At 72.6% G+C, this 15,845-nt stretch carries 15 protein-coding genes and 1 tRNA gene; 12 read left to right on the top strand and 4 right to left on the bottom strand.

The genetic code is table 11. The features are described from left to right. Window positions 1–133: 133 nt before the first annotated feature. The 3 genes from AC1DQF_RS03075 (at window position 134) to AC1DQF_RS03065 (ending at window position 2,612) form a co-directional block, all read left to right on the top strand. The gene (locus AC1DQF_RS03075) at window positions 134–1,129 is read left to right on the top strand and encodes a cytochrome P450 (protein ID WP_477523740.1); all 996 of its coding nucleotides are present in this window, start codon (window positions 134–136) and stop codon (window positions 1,127–1,129) included. Continuing rightward, window positions 1,126–2,451, top strand: coding sequence for a sensor histidine kinase (locus AC1DQF_RS03070; RefSeq protein WP_477523739.1), 1,326 nt, complete (start codon window positions 1,126–1,128; stop codon window positions 2,449–2,451). The genes AC1DQF_RS03075 and AC1DQF_RS03070 overlap by 4 nt, the downstream gene beginning before the upstream one ends. A gap of 87 nt (window positions 2,452–2,538) precedes the next feature. Next, a tRNA-Phe gene (locus AC1DQF_RS03065) sits at window positions 2,539–2,612 on the top strand. Window positions 2,613–2,677: 65 nt separating this feature from the next. Here AC1DQF_RS03065 and AC1DQF_RS03060 read toward each other — a convergent pair. Continuing rightward, complete coding sequence (locus tag AC1DQF_RS03060) at window positions 2,678–3,532, bottom strand: helix-turn-helix domain-containing GNAT family N-acetyltransferase (protein WP_477523738.1); 855 nt, start codon at window positions 3,530–3,532, stop codon at window positions 2,678–2,680. Between the two features lie 85 nt (window positions 3,533–3,617). Here AC1DQF_RS03060 and AC1DQF_RS03055 point away from each other — a divergent pair, with 85 nt between their 5' ends. From AC1DQF_RS03055 to AC1DQF_RS03035, 5 genes are read left to right on the top strand one after another with little or no spacing between them, the layout of a single operon-like run. Next, on the top strand, window positions 3,618–4,973 hold the full coding sequence (locus AC1DQF_RS03055; RefSeq protein WP_477523737.1) for an NAD(P)-binding domain-containing protein: 1,356 nt from the start codon (window positions 3,618–3,620) through the stop codon (window positions 4,971–4,973). Further along, window positions 4,970–6,232 carry an MFS transporter gene (locus AC1DQF_RS03050; protein ID WP_477523736.1) on the top strand — a complete coding sequence of 421 codons (1,263 nt, stop codon included), beginning with the start codon at window positions 4,970–4,972 and terminating at the stop codon, window positions 6,230–6,232. The genes AC1DQF_RS03055 and AC1DQF_RS03050 overlap by 4 nt, the downstream gene beginning before the upstream one ends. Window positions 6,233–6,235: 3 nt before the next feature. Then, window positions 6,236–6,622, top strand: a complete 387-nt coding sequence (locus AC1DQF_RS03045; protein ID WP_477523735.1) for an ArsR/SmtB family transcription factor — start codon at window positions 6,236–6,238, stop codon at window positions 6,620–6,622. Then, window positions 6,619–7,725, top strand: a complete 1,107-nt coding sequence (gene arsB / locus AC1DQF_RS03040; protein ID WP_477523734.1) for an ACR3 family arsenite efflux transporter — start codon at window positions 6,619–6,621, stop codon at window positions 7,723–7,725. Before AC1DQF_RS03045 ends, arsB begins: the two co-directional genes overlap by 4 nt. Beyond that, window positions 7,722–8,165: an arsenate-mycothiol transferase ArsC gene (locus AC1DQF_RS03035; RefSeq protein ID WP_477523733.1), complete on the top strand. Its 444-nt coding sequence runs from the start codon at window positions 7,722–7,724 to the stop codon at window positions 8,163–8,165. Before arsB ends, AC1DQF_RS03035 begins: the two co-directional genes overlap by 4 nt. A 29-nt stretch (window positions 8,166–8,194) precedes the next feature. Here the strand turns inward: AC1DQF_RS03035 and AC1DQF_RS03030 are convergent, their stop codons facing one another. Continuing rightward, window positions 8,195–8,584: a helix-turn-helix domain-containing protein gene (locus tag AC1DQF_RS03030; RefSeq protein ID WP_477523732.1), complete on the bottom strand. Its 390-nt coding sequence runs from the start codon at window positions 8,582–8,584 to the stop codon at window positions 8,195–8,197. 153 nt (window positions 8,585–8,737) lie between these two features. Here AC1DQF_RS03030 and AC1DQF_RS03025 point away from each other — a divergent pair, with 153 nt between their 5' ends. The 4 genes from AC1DQF_RS03025 to AC1DQF_RS03010 all read left to right on the top strand — a co-directional run bounded on the left by AC1DQF_RS03025 (window position 8,738) and on the right by AC1DQF_RS03010 (window position 14,195). Next, window positions 8,738–10,249: a SulP family inorganic anion transporter gene (locus AC1DQF_RS03025; protein ID WP_477523731.1), complete on the top strand. Its 1,512-nt coding sequence runs from the start codon at window positions 8,738–8,740 to the stop codon at window positions 10,247–10,249. A 133-nt stretch (window positions 10,250–10,382) separates the two neighbouring features. Then, entirely contained in the window at window positions 10,383–11,609 is a 1,227-nt protein-coding gene (locus AC1DQF_RS03020; RefSeq protein ID WP_477523730.1) for an SGNH/GDSL hydrolase family protein, read from the top strand. A 41-nt stretch (window positions 11,610–11,650) separates the two neighbouring features. Continuing rightward, a complete protein-coding gene (locus AC1DQF_RS03015; protein WP_477523729.1) occupies window positions 11,651–13,000 on the top strand; it encodes a hypothetical protein in 1,350 nt (449 codons plus the stop codon). Between the two features lie 91 nt (window positions 13,001–13,091). Beyond that, on the top strand, window positions 13,092–14,195 hold the full coding sequence (locus AC1DQF_RS03010; RefSeq protein WP_477523728.1) for a Glu/Leu/Phe/Val family dehydrogenase: 1,104 nt from the start codon (window positions 13,092–13,094) through the stop codon (window positions 14,193–14,195). Window positions 14,196–14,412: 217 nt separating this feature from the next. Here AC1DQF_RS03010 and AC1DQF_RS03005 read toward each other — a convergent pair whose 3' ends face one another. Further along, window positions 14,413–14,598 (bottom strand): DUF3073 domain-containing protein, encoded by a 186-nt coding sequence (locus tag AC1DQF_RS03005; protein WP_477523727.1) that lies wholly within the window; start codon window positions 14,596–14,598, stop codon window positions 14,413–14,415. Window positions 14,599–14,742: 144 nt separating this feature from the next. Beyond that, window positions 14,743–15,834, bottom strand: coding sequence for a phosphoribosylformylglycinamidine cyclo-ligase (purM, locus tag AC1DQF_RS03000; RefSeq protein ID WP_477523726.1), 1,092 nt, complete (start codon window positions 15,832–15,834; stop codon window positions 14,743–14,745). Between the last annotated feature and the right edge of the window lie 11 nt (window positions 15,835–15,845).

Here is a 15,845-nt window from a genome sequence, read left to right as displayed (position 1 = left end):
GATCGAGAGCGCCGAGGCGGCCACGGGCCGCCTCGGCGCTGTCCTTGCCGCCCCCGCGTCATCGGGACTGACGGCCCTCGGCCCGCACGGTCCGTGGCTGGCCACCTCCCCCGACCAGTCGAAGCGCGTCCTCATGGACTCGGCCACCTTCGACTTCCCCACGAGCGTCACCCGCAGCACCGACCTCTCGGCCAGCGCCGCGGACACCCGCACCGGTCACCACGTCTTCGCCGCCCTGTCGTCCGAGGAGGTCGAGCGCGGGCGCGCCGCCTTCGCGACGGAGTGGGAGCGGGCGCTGCGCACGCTACCGGCCTCCGGGTCGACCGGCGGTGACACCACGACGTTCGAGGCGATGGACCTGCTCCGCCGACCGATGGCGCGGGCCACGTGCGCCGCGGTCCTCGCCGGCCTTGCCGAGCCCGAGCGCGACCGGGTCGCCGACGAGGTGCTCGCCTGGATCGACGCTCTGGCGCCGGTCATCGCCAGCCCGCGGGCCCCACGCCGCTGGAGCCGCGTGCGACGCGCCGAGCACCGCGCCCGGATCGCGCTCGAGCAGTCCCTCGCAGAGGTGCTGGACGGCTGCGGCATCACCGACACCCCACCGGTGGTGGCCACGGTGCTGGCCGCGGGCATCCAGGTGCCGATCGCCGCCGGCGCCTGGCTCCTCGTCCACCTCGCGGGTCATCCCGACACCGACATCGACCCGGAGCACGCGGTGTGGGAGACCCTGCGGCTCACCCCGCCGACGTGGGTGACCGCCCGGATGACCACCACTCCGGTCGAGGTCGCGGGACAACAGCTCCCCGGCGGCGCCGTGGTCCTCGTGAGCCCGCTGCTCCTCGGCCGCTCCCCGGACCTGGCGCCCGAGACCCCGGCGGACCTCACCCGCTTCTGCCCCGAGCGGTGGCGGCGCGACGACGTGCGCCCGGGCGCCTGGCTGCCGTTCGGGGCCGGCGCCCACGCCTGTCCCGGCCGCGCCCTGGGCCTCGCCCTGCTGCGCGACCTGGCGTCGTGGGCGGGGCGGCATCACGTGACGTTGACCTCGTCCGTCACAATCGACCAGAGCCGGGGAATCCTCCCGTCGCCCGCACGCATCACGATTCACCCGTCGGAGGAGGTCGAGCGATGACATCCTCTGAAGCGCTGCAGGTGGTGCCGCCGGACGCTCCCGTGTCGACCATGGCCACCCACCTGGTCCACAAGGTCCTGGACACGACGACGTCCCTGGACAGCGCCTACCGGCTCATCGCTGAACACCTGCACACGTCGGCGCGTGTCGAGTCCGTCACTGCGGCATTGACGACCTTCGCTCCCGAGGACGAGACGAACTGGGTGCACCTCGGCCAACGAGCATGGCTCATCGAGTGGCTGAGCCCTGACGCCGCGTGCTCAGTCGTCCCGCCGCCCGACGCGGGACCGGAAGCCGCCTTGTCCATGCCGTGGGTCTCGCAGCGGGCGCGATACGGAGTCGTTGTCCTGGTCGACGCCGAGCTCTTGCCCGCCGAGGCCTCCCAGGACCGGCGCGAGCTGGCGTCGTGCGGTATCCGCAGCATGGTGGTTGGCGTCCAAGTAGCCGACGGTGTCATGTACGGAAGCCTCGCCATGGGCGGGACAGGACATGGCCGTTGGGACGACACGCACGTTGCGGACTTCCGCCTGCTGAACGCTGCCCTCACCTCACGCATCGCCCTCGAGCAGGCCCGCCGCTCCCTCGCGGACGCGGTGGCGGCGGGGGCCCAGACCCGTGAGGCGCAGCAGCACTTCTTCGCCTCGATCGGCCACGAGCTGCGCACTCCTCTCACCGCGATCGTCGGCTACACCGAGATGCTCGTCGACGAGGCCGAGCAGCACGAGGCGGACCCGTTCGCCGAGGCCGTGGGTCGTGACGGTGGGGTCATCCTGCGGGCCTGCGAGCAGTTGATGGCCGTCGTCGAGGACCTGCTGACCGCCGGCCGCACGATGGGCACCGAGGAGGCTCGCGAGAGCCTCGAGGTGGCCGCCGCCGTGGAGGACGTCCTGCACTGGCACCGCGCCACGGCCCGCGCCTCCGACGTGAGCCTCCGCTGCTCGATCCCGCCCGGCGAGACCGTGTGGGCCCACGCGGCCGGCTTCCGGCAGGTGCTGTCCAACCTGATCGGCAACGCAGTGGTGCACAACCCGGGCGGCTCGGTCGAGGTCTCGACCCGGGCCCTGCGCGGGGAGTCCGGCGAGCCCCGGCTGCGTGTCATCGTTCGGGACACAGGCGCCGGCCTGACGCCCGATGAGCTGCGCAACGTGTTCGACCCGTTCGTCCGGTTCGCCCGTCCGGGCGTGAAGGGCACGGGTCTCGGCCTCTCGCTGTCCCGCTCCCTCGCCGAGCGCGACGGCGGCACGGTGGACGCCCAGTCCACCCCCGGGCATGGCTCGGCGTTCTGGATCGAGCTGCCCGTCACCGACGGCCGCGTCGCCTGACCGTCCACGCGGGTCACGCCGCGGCGTCGTACCGACGACCGGCCGATTCCTCGCAGCCAGCGCGCTCATGTAGCATTCCACGCGCTTGGCCAGGTAGCTCAGTTGGTACGAGCGACCGACTGAAAATCGGTAGGTCGGCGGTTCGACCCCGCCCCTGGCCACACGCACGCGAAGCGCCCGGTCACGTCCCGACCGGGCGCTTTGCTGTGTCCGGTCGGGCCGAGCGTCAGCAGACCTCGCTGCGCCGCTCGAGCAGCACCGTGTCGCGCCACTCGCCGTCGAGACGGGCGATGCGCGTGCGCACCGCGAGGGTGCGGTATCCGGCGGAGCGGTGCAGGGCCAGGCTGGGGCGGTTCTCCGGGAAGATCGACGTCTGGAGGGTCCACATCCCGGCGGCGTCCGCGCCGTTGACCTGGGCATGGAGCAGTGCCTTGCCGACACCTCGACCGCGGGCGGACGCCGCGACGTACACCGAGCTCTCCCCCACCCCGGAGTAGCACTCGCGCGCGGAGACCGGGCTCACCGCGGTCCAGCCCACCACCTCGCCGTCGACCTCGGCGACCCACGCCAGCCCGGGCAGCCACCTCGCCGCCATCTCGGGAGCAGTGGGCACCGTGGTCTCGAACGTCGCGTTGCGCGTGGCCAGGCCCTCCGCGTAGATCGCCAGGACGGCCGTCATGTCGGCCTCCGTCGCCGGCCGCACACCGACGTCGACCGGCAGGTCGTCGGGACAGCAGGGTGGGGACGCGAGCGTGCCCATGACCACGTCGGCGGCGTGCGGCAGGCCCGTGCAACAGGCCGCGTTGATGGACACCATGCTCGAGGTCCCCACCTTGTCGACCACCACGAAGCCCACCCTGCGCAGCAGCTGGCAGTGGTGCGAGCACGTGCTCTGGCTGATGCCCAGGACCTCGGCCAGGTCGCCGATGCGCAGGGCTCCCGAGGGCGACGTGGACAGCGTGTGCAGGAGACGCACCCGCGTCGGGTCGGCCAGGACGGCGAACCACTCCGCGTATCCCTCGGCATCGGCCCTGGTGAGGCCTGCGGTCGTGCGACCCGGGTCGGTGGATGTCGACGTCATGTCGGCAGATTACCTTGCCTTGATCGATTGTCATCGATACAGTCCATTCATCGACGCACGTCGATCTAATGTCTGGGAGGACCTCATGCCACACCCCGTCGTCATCATCGGCGCCGGCCCCATCGGGCTGGCGGCCGCCGCGCACGCGGTGGAGCGCGGCCTCGACGTCGTCGTCCTCGAGGCCGGCTCCGAGGCCGGGTCGGCCGTGGGGCAGTGGGCGCACGTGCGCCTGTTCTCCTCCTGGGCCGAGCTCGTCGATCCCGCCGCCCGCCGACTCCTCGACGCCGCAGGCACCTGGACGGCGCCGGACGACGTCGCCTACCCCACGGGCGGCGAGTGGCGCGAGCACTACCTCCGCCCGCTGGCCGAGCTCCTCGACGCGTCGCCGCTCGCCCGTGTCCAGTACGACGCCCGCGTCACCGGCGTCGGGCGCGCGGGCCGCGACCTGCTCGTTGACTCCGGTCGCGACGCCGACCCCTTCGCCGTGCACGTGCAGGGCGGCCACGGACAGCAAAGAGTGCTCGCCAGTGCCGTGATCGACGCCTCCGGCACGTGGACCACCCCGAATCCGCTCGGCGCCGACGGCTACCCCGCCCTCGGTGAGCTGGAGCACTCGGCACGCATCACCTACGGGATCCCCGACCTCGCCGACCCCTCCGTGGCCGAGCGGTACGCCGGCATGCACGTCGCTGTCGCCGGGCGTGGGGCGTCCGCGCAGGGTGTGCTCGTCGGGCTGGCGGGCCTGGCCCGTCGCAACGGGGCCACCCGGGTCTCGTGGCTCCTGCGCCGGCCCAGCGTGGGCGACGCCTTCGGGGGTGGGGACAACGACCAGCTCGAGCAGCGCGGCCGCCTCGGGCAGGACGCCCGGGCCGCGGCCAGCGGTGGCGCGGTCACGCAGGTCACCCGCTTCCGCACCGAGGCGGTGGTGGGCCAGCCCGACGGACGCCTGACCCTCCGGTCCGTCGACGGGGGCGAGGTGACCGACGTCGACGAGGTCATCGTCGTCACCGGCTTCCGGCCCGACACGTCCTTCCTGTCCGAGGTGCGGCTCGACCTCGACCCCTCCCTCGGCTCGGCTCGCGCCCTGGCCGACCAGATCCACCCCGACCACCACTCCTGCGGCGACGTGGCCCCGCACGGCTACCGAGAGCTCGCCCAGCCGGAGCCGGGACTCTTCCTCGTCGGCATGAAGTCCTACGGGCGCGCGCCCTCCTTCCTCGCGATGACCGGCTTCGAGCAGGTGCGGTCCGTCGTGGCGGCACTCGCCGGTGACCTCGAGGCCGCCGGACGTGTCGAGCTCGTGCTGCCGGAGACGGGGGTCTGCAACGGCGCGGGCGCCTTCGACGCCGCTGACACGCTCGCGGCGGGCGGCGGGTGCTGCGGAGCTCCCGGCAACGCAGAGCCGGAGCTCCTCACGCTCGGTCGCCCGTCGGGCCAGTGACCCTCCCCGGCACCGCCCCGCCGCGGCCCGACGCCCTCGACGACGTCGGGCTGCGGCGCGTCGTCACGGTGCTCAGCACCGTGCAGATCGTCTCGTGGGGCTGCCTCTACTACGCCTTCGCCGCCCTCCAGTCCTCCATCACGGCCGACACCGGGTGGTCGGGCATGGCGGTCACGGGGGCGTTCTCGGCGTCCCAGCTCGTGGCCGCGGGCGCCGGCATCTGGGTCGGCCGCCACCTCGACGCGTTCGGACCCCGCCGCGTGATGACCGGCGCCTCGCTGCTCGCCGTACCCGGTCTCATCCTGGTTGCCCTTGCTCCCAGCCTGGGCGTCTTCTACGTCGGGTGGCTCGTCACGGGAGCCGCCATGGCCGGCACCCTCTACCCGCCCGCCTTCGCGGCGCTGACCCACTGGGGCGGTGTACGGCGGGTGCGCGCGCTCACCACCCTCACCCTGGTGGCCGGGCTCGCCAGCACGGTCTTCGCACCCCTCGCGGCGACCCTCGACGACCTGCTCGGCTGGCGGGGGGCCTACCTCGTCCTCCTCGCCGCCCTCGTCGTGGTCACCGTGCCGCTGCACTGGTGGGGCCTCGACCACCCCTGGCGGACCTCGGAGCGCGCGGCCCACGCCGGTCGGGCGGCACACGTCGTCCCGACCACGGTCCGGAGCCGGCCGTTCCTGCTGCTCGCCCTCGCCAACGCACTCACCGCAACGGCAGTCTTCGCGGTGGTGATCAACCTCGTCCCGATGCTCGTCGAGCAGGGACTGAGCCGCAACGCCGCGGCCTTCGCGCTCGGCCTCGGCGGGGTGGGCCAGGTCGCCGGTCGGCTGGCCTACGCCCGCTTCGCCGCCCGCACCTCGGTCGCTGCGCGCGGCGTCACCGTGGTGGCGGCGGTCGCCGCGGCCACAGGAGCCCTGGCCCTGGCGCCGGCGCACACCGGGCTGCTGGTGGGGATCGGCATGGTGCTCGGCCTGGCGCGCGGGGTCTACACCCTCGTCCAGGCCACTGCCGTGACCGACCGTTGGGGACCCCGCTCCTACGGCACCCTCAACGGGATCCTGACCGCACCGGCGCTGCTCGCCTCGGCACTGGCGCCGTTCGCCGGGGCCGCGCTCGCGGCGGTCCTCGGGTCGTACGCCGACGCGTTCCTCGTGCTCGCCGGCGTGGCCGGACTGGCCGCCTTGATGATGGTCGGCTCCACACCCCGGAGCGTCACCGGGCCGGAGTTGCCAGCACATATCGACGCCTGTCAACATTGACGCATGTCGATCTCCGTCACCGACGACCTCGTCCCGCCCGGCGCGGACCCGCTGACCCGCTGCGTCCCCCTGGCCCGGGAGCCGATCAGCGCGGAGCAGGCGGCGGGCGTCGTACCGATGCTCAAGGCCGTCGCCGATCCCGCTCGCCTGCGACTGCTGTCGCTGGTGCTGTCGCACGAGGGCGGGGAGGCGTGCGTGTGCGACCTCCTCCCCCACTTCGACCTCTCGCAACCGACGATCAGCCACCACCTCAAGGTGCTGCACGAATCGCGCCTCGTGGACCGCGAGAAGCGCGGCACCTGGGTGTACTACCGGGCACGTCCCGAGGCCATGGCGGCGCTGGCGGGCCTGTTCACCACCGACGCGGCGGGGACGGCGGTCGACGCATGAGCGACACCGTGCACGAACGGCCCGGCGGAGGCGACGACGTCGTCCTGCGGCGACTGTCGGTCCTGGACCGCTTCCTCCCGGTGTGGATCGGCGTGGCGATGGTCCTCGGCCTCCTGCTCGGTCGCGGCGTCCCCGGCCTCGACGACGCACTGGCCGCGGTGGAGGTCGGCTCCGTCTCGCTGCCGATCGCGCTCGGCCTGCTCATCATGATGTACCCCGTCCTGGCCAAGGTGCGGTACGACGAGCTGGGCCACGTCACCGGCGACCGGCGGTTGCTCGCGACCTCGATCCTCCTCAACTGGGTGGTGGGACCGGCGCTGATGTTCGCGCTGGCCTGGCTCCTCCTGCCGGACCTGCCGGAGTACCGCACCGGCCTGATCATCGTCGGGCTCGCCCGGTGCATCGCCATGGTGCTGGTCTGGAACGACCTGGCCTGCGGCGACCGCGAGGCGGCCGCGATCCTGGTCGCCATCAACGCGATCTTCCAGGTCCTGGCCTTCGCGCTGCTCGGCTACTTCTACCTCGACGTGCTGCCCGGCTGGCTCGGCCTCGCGCAGTCCGACCTCGACGTCTCGATGTGGGAGATCGCGAGGTCGGTGCTGGTCTTCCTCGGCATCCCGCTGCTCGCCGGCTTCCTCACCCGCACGCTCGGGGAGCGGGCCCGCGGACGCGAGTGGTACGAGACGACGTTCCTGCCCCGCATCGCTCCCGCGGCGCTCTACGGCCTGCTCTTCACGATCGTGCTGCTCTTCGCCCTCCAGGGCGACACGATCACCAGCGAGCCGCTCGACGTGGCTCGCATCGCGTTGCCACTGCTGGCCTACTTCGTGCTGATGTGGGGTGGCTCCATGGCGCTGACCCGCGCCCTCGGGTTCGGGTACGAGCGGGCGACCGCCGTCTCGTTCACGGCCGCCGGCAACAACTTCGAGCTGGCCATCGCCGTGGCCATCGGCGTGTTCGGCGTCGCGTCCGGCCAGGCCCTGGCCGGGGTCGTCGGCCCCCTCATCGAGGTGCCGGTCCTCGTCGGCCTCGTCTACGTGAGCCTCTGGGCCCGGCGCTTCTTCCCCGACCGCACCGCCACCCCGACCGGAGCTGCCCGATGACCACCGACCCCACCCCCCAGGTCGTCTTCGCCTGCGTCCGCAACGGCGGGCGCTCGGTGATCAGCCGGGTGCTGACCGAGCACTACGCGGGCGGGCGCGTCACGGCACTGTCGGCCGGCACCCAGCCGGGCGAGCACATCCACCCCGAGGTCGCCCGAGCGCTGGACTCGCTCGGCCTCGACACCTCCCGCGAGCGGCCGACGCTCCTGACCCGCGAGACCATCGCCGACAGCACGATGGCGATCACCCTCGGCTGCGGCGAGGAGTGCCCCTACGTCCCCGGCGTGACCTACCGCGACTGGCCGGTGGCCGACCCGGGCGGCCAGGACGACGAGGCGGTCCGCGCGATCATCGGGGACCTCGACGGGCGCGTGCGCGACCTGCTCACCGAGCTCGTCCCGGACCTCGACCTACCGCCCTCGGTGCTCGACGGGCGCTGACGGCCGACAGCACCACGACCGCCCGGGGCTCACCCGAGCCGGTCGCCCAACAGGTCGATGAACTCGTCGGCCATGGCGAGCTGGCGGACCAGCCGGGCCCGGCGCTCGGCGGCGTCGGACAGGACACCGGCGAGGCGACCACGCTCGTCATCGACGGTCGTGGCTGCCGCACCGTCCAGCGCCTCGATGTCCCGCATCACGGCACCCATCTGCTCGAGGGTGAAGCCCAGGGGCTTCATCCGCCGGATGACCAGGATCCGCTCGACGTCGCCCTCGGTGTAGAGGCGGAACCCGCCCTCGGAGCGGCCGGACGGTCGGAGCAGTCCGACCTCCTCCCAGTGCCGCAGGCTGCGCAGCGACAGCTCGGTGCGCGCGGCGACCTCGCCGATGTGCATGGCGGGGGTGGCTTCGCCGCTCACGGTGCCCTCTCTCGGGGCCGACGATGCCAACCCTCACGCAACGTCAGAGTACGGTCGTCGGCAGACTTCCGCCGGCGTCGACGCCGGCGCGCGCCCCCATGATGCGCACCCCCCGCCCGACCAGCCAAACCCCTGCCGCTCGAACGGAGCCCCGTGACCACCACGTCGTACGCCGATGCCCCCACGCTCGAGCCCACCGTGCGCAACGCGCTGCGCTCGCCCCGCCTGCTACGCACCGAGGTCCTCGCGGGACTCGTCGTCGCCCTGGCCCTGATCCCCGAGGCGATCTCGTTCTCGATCATCGCCGGCGTCGACCCGCGGCTCGGCCTCTTCGCGTCGTTCACCATGGCGGTGTCCATCGCCTTCCTCGGCGGCCGGCCGGCGATGATCTCGGCGGCCACCGGCGCGGTGGCCCTGGTGATCGCGCCCGTCGTGCGCGACCACGGCCTCGACTACCTCATCGCCACCGTGATCCTCGCCGGCGTCCTGCAGGTGGCGCTCGGCCTCGCAGGCGTGGCCCGCCTGATGCGGTTCATCCCCCGCTCGGTCATGGTCGGGTTCGTCAACGCCCTGGCGATCCTCATCTTCCTGGCCCAGGTGCCGCACCTGGTCGACGTGCCGTGGCTGGTCTACCCGATGGTCGCCGTCGGCATCGCCGTCATCGTCGCGCTGCCCCGGGTCACCCGGGTCGTCCCGGCCCCCCTGGTCGCCATCGTCGCCCTCACCGGCTTCGTGCTGCTGGCCGGCCTGCACGTGCCTGACGTGGGCGACGAGGGCGCCCTGCCCGACAGCCTCCCGTCGTTGCTCGTGCCCGACGTCCCGTGGACCCTGGAGACGCTGAGGATCATCGCGCCGTACGCGCTGGCGATGGCCGTGGTGGGCCTGCTCGAGTCGCTGCTGACCGCCAAGCTGGTCGACGACATCACCGACACCCGCTCGGACAAGACCCGCGAGGCGTGGGGCCAGGGTGCCGCCAACGTCATCACCGGCTTCTTCGGAGGGATGGGCGGCTGCGCCATGATCGGCCAGACGATGATCAACGTGAAGGTGTCCGGCGCCCGGACCCGGATCTCCACCTTCCTGGCCGGCGTGTTCCTGCTGATCCTCGTCGTCGGCTTCGGGGACGTCGTCGCCCTCATCCCGATGGCTGCGCTGGTCGCCGTGATGATCATGGTCTCCGTCGGCACCTTCGACTGGCACTCGATCCGCCCGGCGACGCTGCGTCGGATGCCGAAGTCGGAGACGACCGTCATGCTCGCCACCGTCGTGGTCACCGTGCTCAGCCACAACCTCGCCATCGGCGTCGTGGTCGGCGTGCTCGTCGCCATGACCCTCTTCGCCCGTCGCGTCGCCCACCTCACCGAGACTCACCGCGAGGTCGTGGCGGGTCCCGACGGCGCCTCGACCGCGGTCTACCGCGTCACCGGCGAGCTGTTCTTCGCCTCCAGCAACGACCTCTACACGCAGTTCGAGTACGCCGACGACCCGGACCGGGTGGTCATCGACCTCTCCGGTTCCCACGTCTGGGACGCCTCGACCGTCGCCTCGCTCGACGCCATCACCACCAAGTACGAGCGCAAGGGCAAGCACGTCGAGATCGTGGGGCTCAACGCCTCCAGCGCCGAGCGGCACGACCGGTTGAGCGGGTCGATGCCCGGGCACTAGCCCGGACCGGGAGGTCGTACGAGCGCGCGGAAGTCTTCACCCGGCGGTCGTTGACAGGTGTGACGGGCGCCACAAGAATCCGAGCGCCGGTGTGGGGCCGGCACCGCCGCCCACCCACACCACCAGGAGAACGATGAAGACCTCTCGTCCCCGCGCGCTCGTGCTGAGCGTGCTCGCCCTGCTCGCCTCCGGCCTCGCCGTCACCGCCACGACCGCCCCGGCCGTGGCCGACGGGCCGGGCACCGGCACCCCCTATGTCGTCACCCTCGGCGACTCCTACATCAGCGGGGAGGCCGGTCGCTGGGCCGGCAGCTCCAACGCGTCGTACTCGCGGGCCGACGCGCTCGGCGGGTCGGCGTACTTCGACAACGCCACCAACACCGGCGAGCAGATCAACCGCTGCCACCRCAGCAAGTCCTCGCAGTCCCAGATCGGCGCGGGGACCCTCGGCGTCAACCTCGCCTGCTCGGGGTCGCGCACCACGACGTTCACCGACTCCAACGGCTACTTCAAACCGGGCCTGGACTTCTACAACAGCGGCGGCCAGCAGGGCCAGGCGTTGATGCTGCAGAGCTTCGCGACGAGCCACAACGTCAAGCTGGTCTCGGTGTCGATCGGCGGCAACGACTTCAACTTCGCCTCCATCGTGCAGACCTGCGTCAGCAACTGGCTGACCTCGCCTTCGTGGGCCAAGAACTACTGCAACGACGACTCGTCGGTCACCGCCAACTTCACCGCCTCCGCGGTCGCCGCCCGACGGGCCGCGATCGCCACCGCGCTGCAGAACGTGCGCACGGCCATGCGCAACGCCGGGTACGCCGACAACGCCTGGACGCTGCTGGTCCAGAACTACCCCTCGCCGCTGCCGAGCTCGTCGTCGTTCCGCTACTCCGAGTCCGGCTACAGCCGGATGAGCACGGGTGGCTGCGGCTTCTGGAACCGTGATGCGGACTGGGCGAACAACACCGCGCTGCCCGCGATCAACGGTGCCGTCCTCGGCGGTGCCACCGACTCCGGGCTCACCAACGTGCGCACCCTCGACCTGTCGTCGGCCTTCAACGGCCGTCGGCTCTGCGAGAACACGGTTGGCCTCTACGAGGAGAAGGGGCTGTCGTCGTGGACGCAGCCCGGGGCCGTGGACCAGACCGAGTGGATCAACCAGATCCGCACCGTCTCGACCTGCTGCGACTCCAGCAACCCGTACTACATCCAGGAGTCGCTGCACCCGAACTACTGGGCGCAGATGGCCACCCGCTCGTGCGTCCGCCAGGCCTGGAACGGCGGCGCCGTGCGCAGCGGCAAGTGCACCATCGCCGGCACCGGGCTCGTCGGTGGCGAGCCGCGCATGTCGCTGAGCTGACGCTCGTCCGACGGGGCGGCACCGGCTGCGACAATCGCCCGGTGCTGCCCCGCCTCGAGATCGTGCGCCGCCTGCGGCCGGTGGACCTGGTCTCCTCGGAGCGGGTGCGCACCGCGTCGGGCGGCAGCCACCCGCTGCCGACCCTGGCGCCGTACGTCGCGGCGACGACGGTCCTCGCCTCCCCCACCTCGAGCGCGCACCTCGCCCTGCACCTCGACGAGACTCGCCTCGGCGTGGCGTACGACGAGTCCACGGTGTCCCTGGTCGTCACCCGCGGCGGCGACACTCGCGAGCACCGGAGCCGGCGGATGGGCACGGCGGAGTCACCGACCGGGCTCGGCCTCACCCTCACCGGGACCCACCTCACGGCGTGGTCGCAGGAGCAGGGCCGGTGGATCGCCCGGGCCCGCAGGGACCTGCGCGACGACCTCGACGTCCGTGTCCTGCACGACGAGGCGGTGCTGGCCGACCTGCGGGTCGAGCTGCCGGCCCTCCCCTCGGTCGCCGGCGGCTTCGGGCAGCTGGGGCTGCGCGACCTGCGGCTGGTCAGCAACGCCGACGGCACGCCGCTCCGCGACGGGGGCGACCTCTGGCTCAGCGCCACCTCGGCCGGGCCCGGCTTCTTCGACAGCGCGCACACCAGCCTGTGGCGACTCTCCCCCGACACCCTCGCCCTGCAACGCACCGGTGACCTCTTCTTCCGCCGGCCCGACCGCCCCGGGGTGTACGGCGACCACGCGACGCACGTCGTCCGGGACGGCGACCGCTGGCTGGTGGCCACCAGCACGTGGGGAGACTTCGAGCAGCCGACGACCCGGGGCGACCGGACCGGGCCGTCGACGCTGCGGGTGACGCTGGCGTCGGTCGACGCGTCCGTCGACCTCCTGCACGGGGAGCGCGTGCTGGACACCACCGAGCTGCCGCTGCCCACCGACGGCTTCACCTCGGTCGCGGTGTGGGACCCGCACCTGGTGCGCGACGACGGCCGGTGGCTCGTCGGCTTCGTCAGCGCGAGCCGGTTCTTCCGCTTCCACCCGGCTCTCGCGGCCGGGCCGTCGCTCGACGACCTCGCCCTGCTCTCCGCGGCCCCGGCCCGGCGAGCCACCGAGGGGACCACGCTGCTGCGGGTCGGCGGCGACGAGCTCCTGGTGCTCGCCAGTGACGGGAGGGACGGGCGCCGGGGCGAGCGCGCCCGGTTCCCGGTGTTCGGCACGGACCTGGTCGAGCGCGGCGCGCTGGACGCGCCGTACCCGACGAACCTGCCGTGGCCGACCCTCGCCCGGGTGGACGACGGATGGCTGATGGTCGCCTTCAACGGTGCGTCGGCGGGCGGGCGCCTGCTCGGCTACGGCACGCACGGCGACGTCGTGATCATGCGTGGGTCGGACTAACCTTGGACGTGACGGCGGTCACCACCCATGGACCGTCACGACCGGGTCGCACCACCCCTGCGGCCGCCACGACACATCGAAGGACACCACCATGTCTGGAAGCCCCTCCGTCTCCGGGAATCCCTCCGTCGACGTCTTCGACCTCGGCAGCGAGCACGAGCAGGTCGTCTTCTGCAACGACCGCGCCACCGGCCTGAAGGCCATCGTCGCCATCCACTCCACCGCCCTGGGTCCCGCCCTCGGCGGCACCCGCTTCTACCCCTACGCGAGCACCGACGACGCGATCGAGGACGTCCTCAACCTCTCGCGCGGCATGTCCTACAAGGCGGCGCTCGCCGGCCTCGACCTCGGCGGCGGCAAGGCGGTCATCATCGGCGACCCGGCGACCCTCAAGACCGAGGCGCTGCTGCGCGCCTACGGCCGGTTCGTGCAGTCGCTCGGCGGTCGCTACTACACCGCCTGCGACGTGGGGACCTTCTCCGACGACATGGACCACATCGCGCGCGAGTGCTCCTTCGTCACCGGCCGCACCACCGCCCACGGCGGCGCGGGCGACAGCTCGGTGCTGACGGCGTACGGCGTCTTCCAGGGCATGCGGGCGGCCGCCGAGGTCGTCTGGGGCGCCCCGACGCTCCACGGGCGCACCGTCGGCGTCGCGGGCGTGGGCAAGGTCGGTCGGCACCTCGTGCGCCACCTCGTCGAGGACGGCGCCTCGGTGGTCATCACCGACGTGCACCAGCCCTCCGTCGACGCGCTGGTCGCCGAGCACGAGGCCATCACCGCGGTCGCCTCGACCGAGGCGCTCGTCGCGAGCCCCCTCGACGTCTACGCGCCCTGCGCGCTCGGCGGGGCCCTCACCGACGAGGTCGTCGAGGTGCTGTCGGCCAAGATCGTGTGCGGCGCCGCCAACAACCAGCTCGCGCACCCCGGCGTGGAGAAGCAGCTCGAGGAGCGCGGGATCCTCTACGCCCCCGACTACTGCGTCAACGCCGGCGGGCTCATCCAGGTCGCCGACGAGCTCGAGGGCTTCTCGTTCGATCGCGCGCAGCAGCGGGCCACGGGCATCTTCGACACGACCAAGGCCGTCTTCGAGCTCGCGGCGACCGACGGGGTCGCCCCGGCCATCGCCGCCGACCGGCTCGCCGAGCGTCGGATGCGTGACGTCGGCCGCCTGCGCGGCGTGTGGCTTCCCTGACCGACCGGGCACTTCCCGGCGCATGAGAGCTGCCGACCGGGCACCTTCCGGGCGTTGAGCAGTGCCGACCGGGCGCTTCCTGCGAGATGCAGGAGGCGCCCGGTCGTTCGTTTCAGCCCGGACGTGCCCGCTCGGCACGTTCGAGGCGCACGAAACCGCCCGGTCGCTGCGGGTGAGTGCAGCGAGACCGCCCGGTCAGGGGACCGGGGGTGCGAGGTCAGTCGCGAGAGGTCTCGATGACGTCGGACCACTTCTCGAGGACCTCAGGATCCACCTGCTCGTCCACTGTGCCGCTGTCGCCGTGGAGCTCACTGGCGAGTGCCCCGAAGTCCGTCTCGTGAGTGCGGTACTTCAGGTCGCGAGCGACCTTCGTCTGCTTGGCTTTGGCTCGGCCGCGCCCCATAGGGTCAGCCCCCTCGCAAATCGGCCGGGGCAACGAAGGCTCCCGGGCTGTCTCAAGAATTTCTCGTGGGTACAACGCTACCTGTTACCTGGCTGTTCCCGCACGCCGGGGCCGCGCCAAATGACGACAAAGTCGCGAAACGGCTCAGCGGTGGTCCCCGGAGAGGCTCACGCGGCCCGCGCCCCCGTCATGGACCTCGCCGGCCACCCAGGCGGGGATGCCGTGCCCGTCGAGCACCGCGACCGCCCGGTCGGCGGACTCCGCGGGCAGCAGCGCGACCATGCCGACGCCGCAGTTGAGGGTCGCCTCGAGGTCGTCGCGGGAGACGTTGCCCACCTCGGCGACGAGGGAGAACACGGGCGGGAGCGACCAGGAGGCCCGGTCGAGGGTCGCCGACAGCTCGACCGGCATGACCCGCTCCAGGTTGGCCGCGAGCCCGCCGCCGGTGACGTGCGACATGGCGTGCACCTCGGTCTGGGCCGCGAGGTCCAGGCAGGCCTTGGCGTAGATCCGGGTGGGCTCGAGGAGCTCCTCGCCCAGGGTGCGGCCCAGCACGTCGACGTCGCGGTCGAGCGACCAGCCCGGCCCACCCGCGCCCAGCAGCACGTGGCGCACCAGGGAGTAGCCGTTGGAGTGCAGGCCGCTGGAGCCCATGGCCAGCACCACGTCGCCCGGACGCACCCGGCCGGGACCGAGCAGCCGGTCGGCCTCCACGACGCCCGTGGCGGCACCGGCGAGGTCGTACTCGTCGGGGGCGAGCAGGCCGGGGTGCTCGGCGGTCTCGCCGCCCACCAGGGCGCAGCCGGCGACGACGCAGGCGTCGGCGATGCCCTTGACGATGGCCGCGACCCGCTCCGGGACGACGCGGCCGGTGGCGATGTAGTCGGTCATGAAGAGCGGCTCGGCGCCGCACACCACGAGGTCGTCGACCACCATGCCGACGAGGTCGAAGCCGATGGTGTCGTGGACGTCCATGGCCTGCGCGATCGCGACCTTGGTGCCGACACCGTCGGTGGAGGTGGCGAGCAGCGGGCGCGCGTACCTGGTGAGCGCCGAGGCGTCGAAGAGGCCGGCGAAACCGCCCAGGCCGCCGATCACCTCGGGCCGCGTGGCCCGCGCCACCGAGCCCTTCATCAGCTCGATGGCCAGGTCGGCGGCCTCGATCGAGACGCCGGCGGCGGCGTACGCGCCCTCGTCTCCGGACGGCACGGGGTGGGTCACGTGGCTGTCGGTCACGTCGCTCCTGC

The organism is Nocardioides sp. P4_G4, assembly GCF_056401085.1.
The sequence above is the reverse complement of the archived record's forward strand: the minus strand, read 5'-3'. Positions and strand labels throughout refer to the sequence as shown.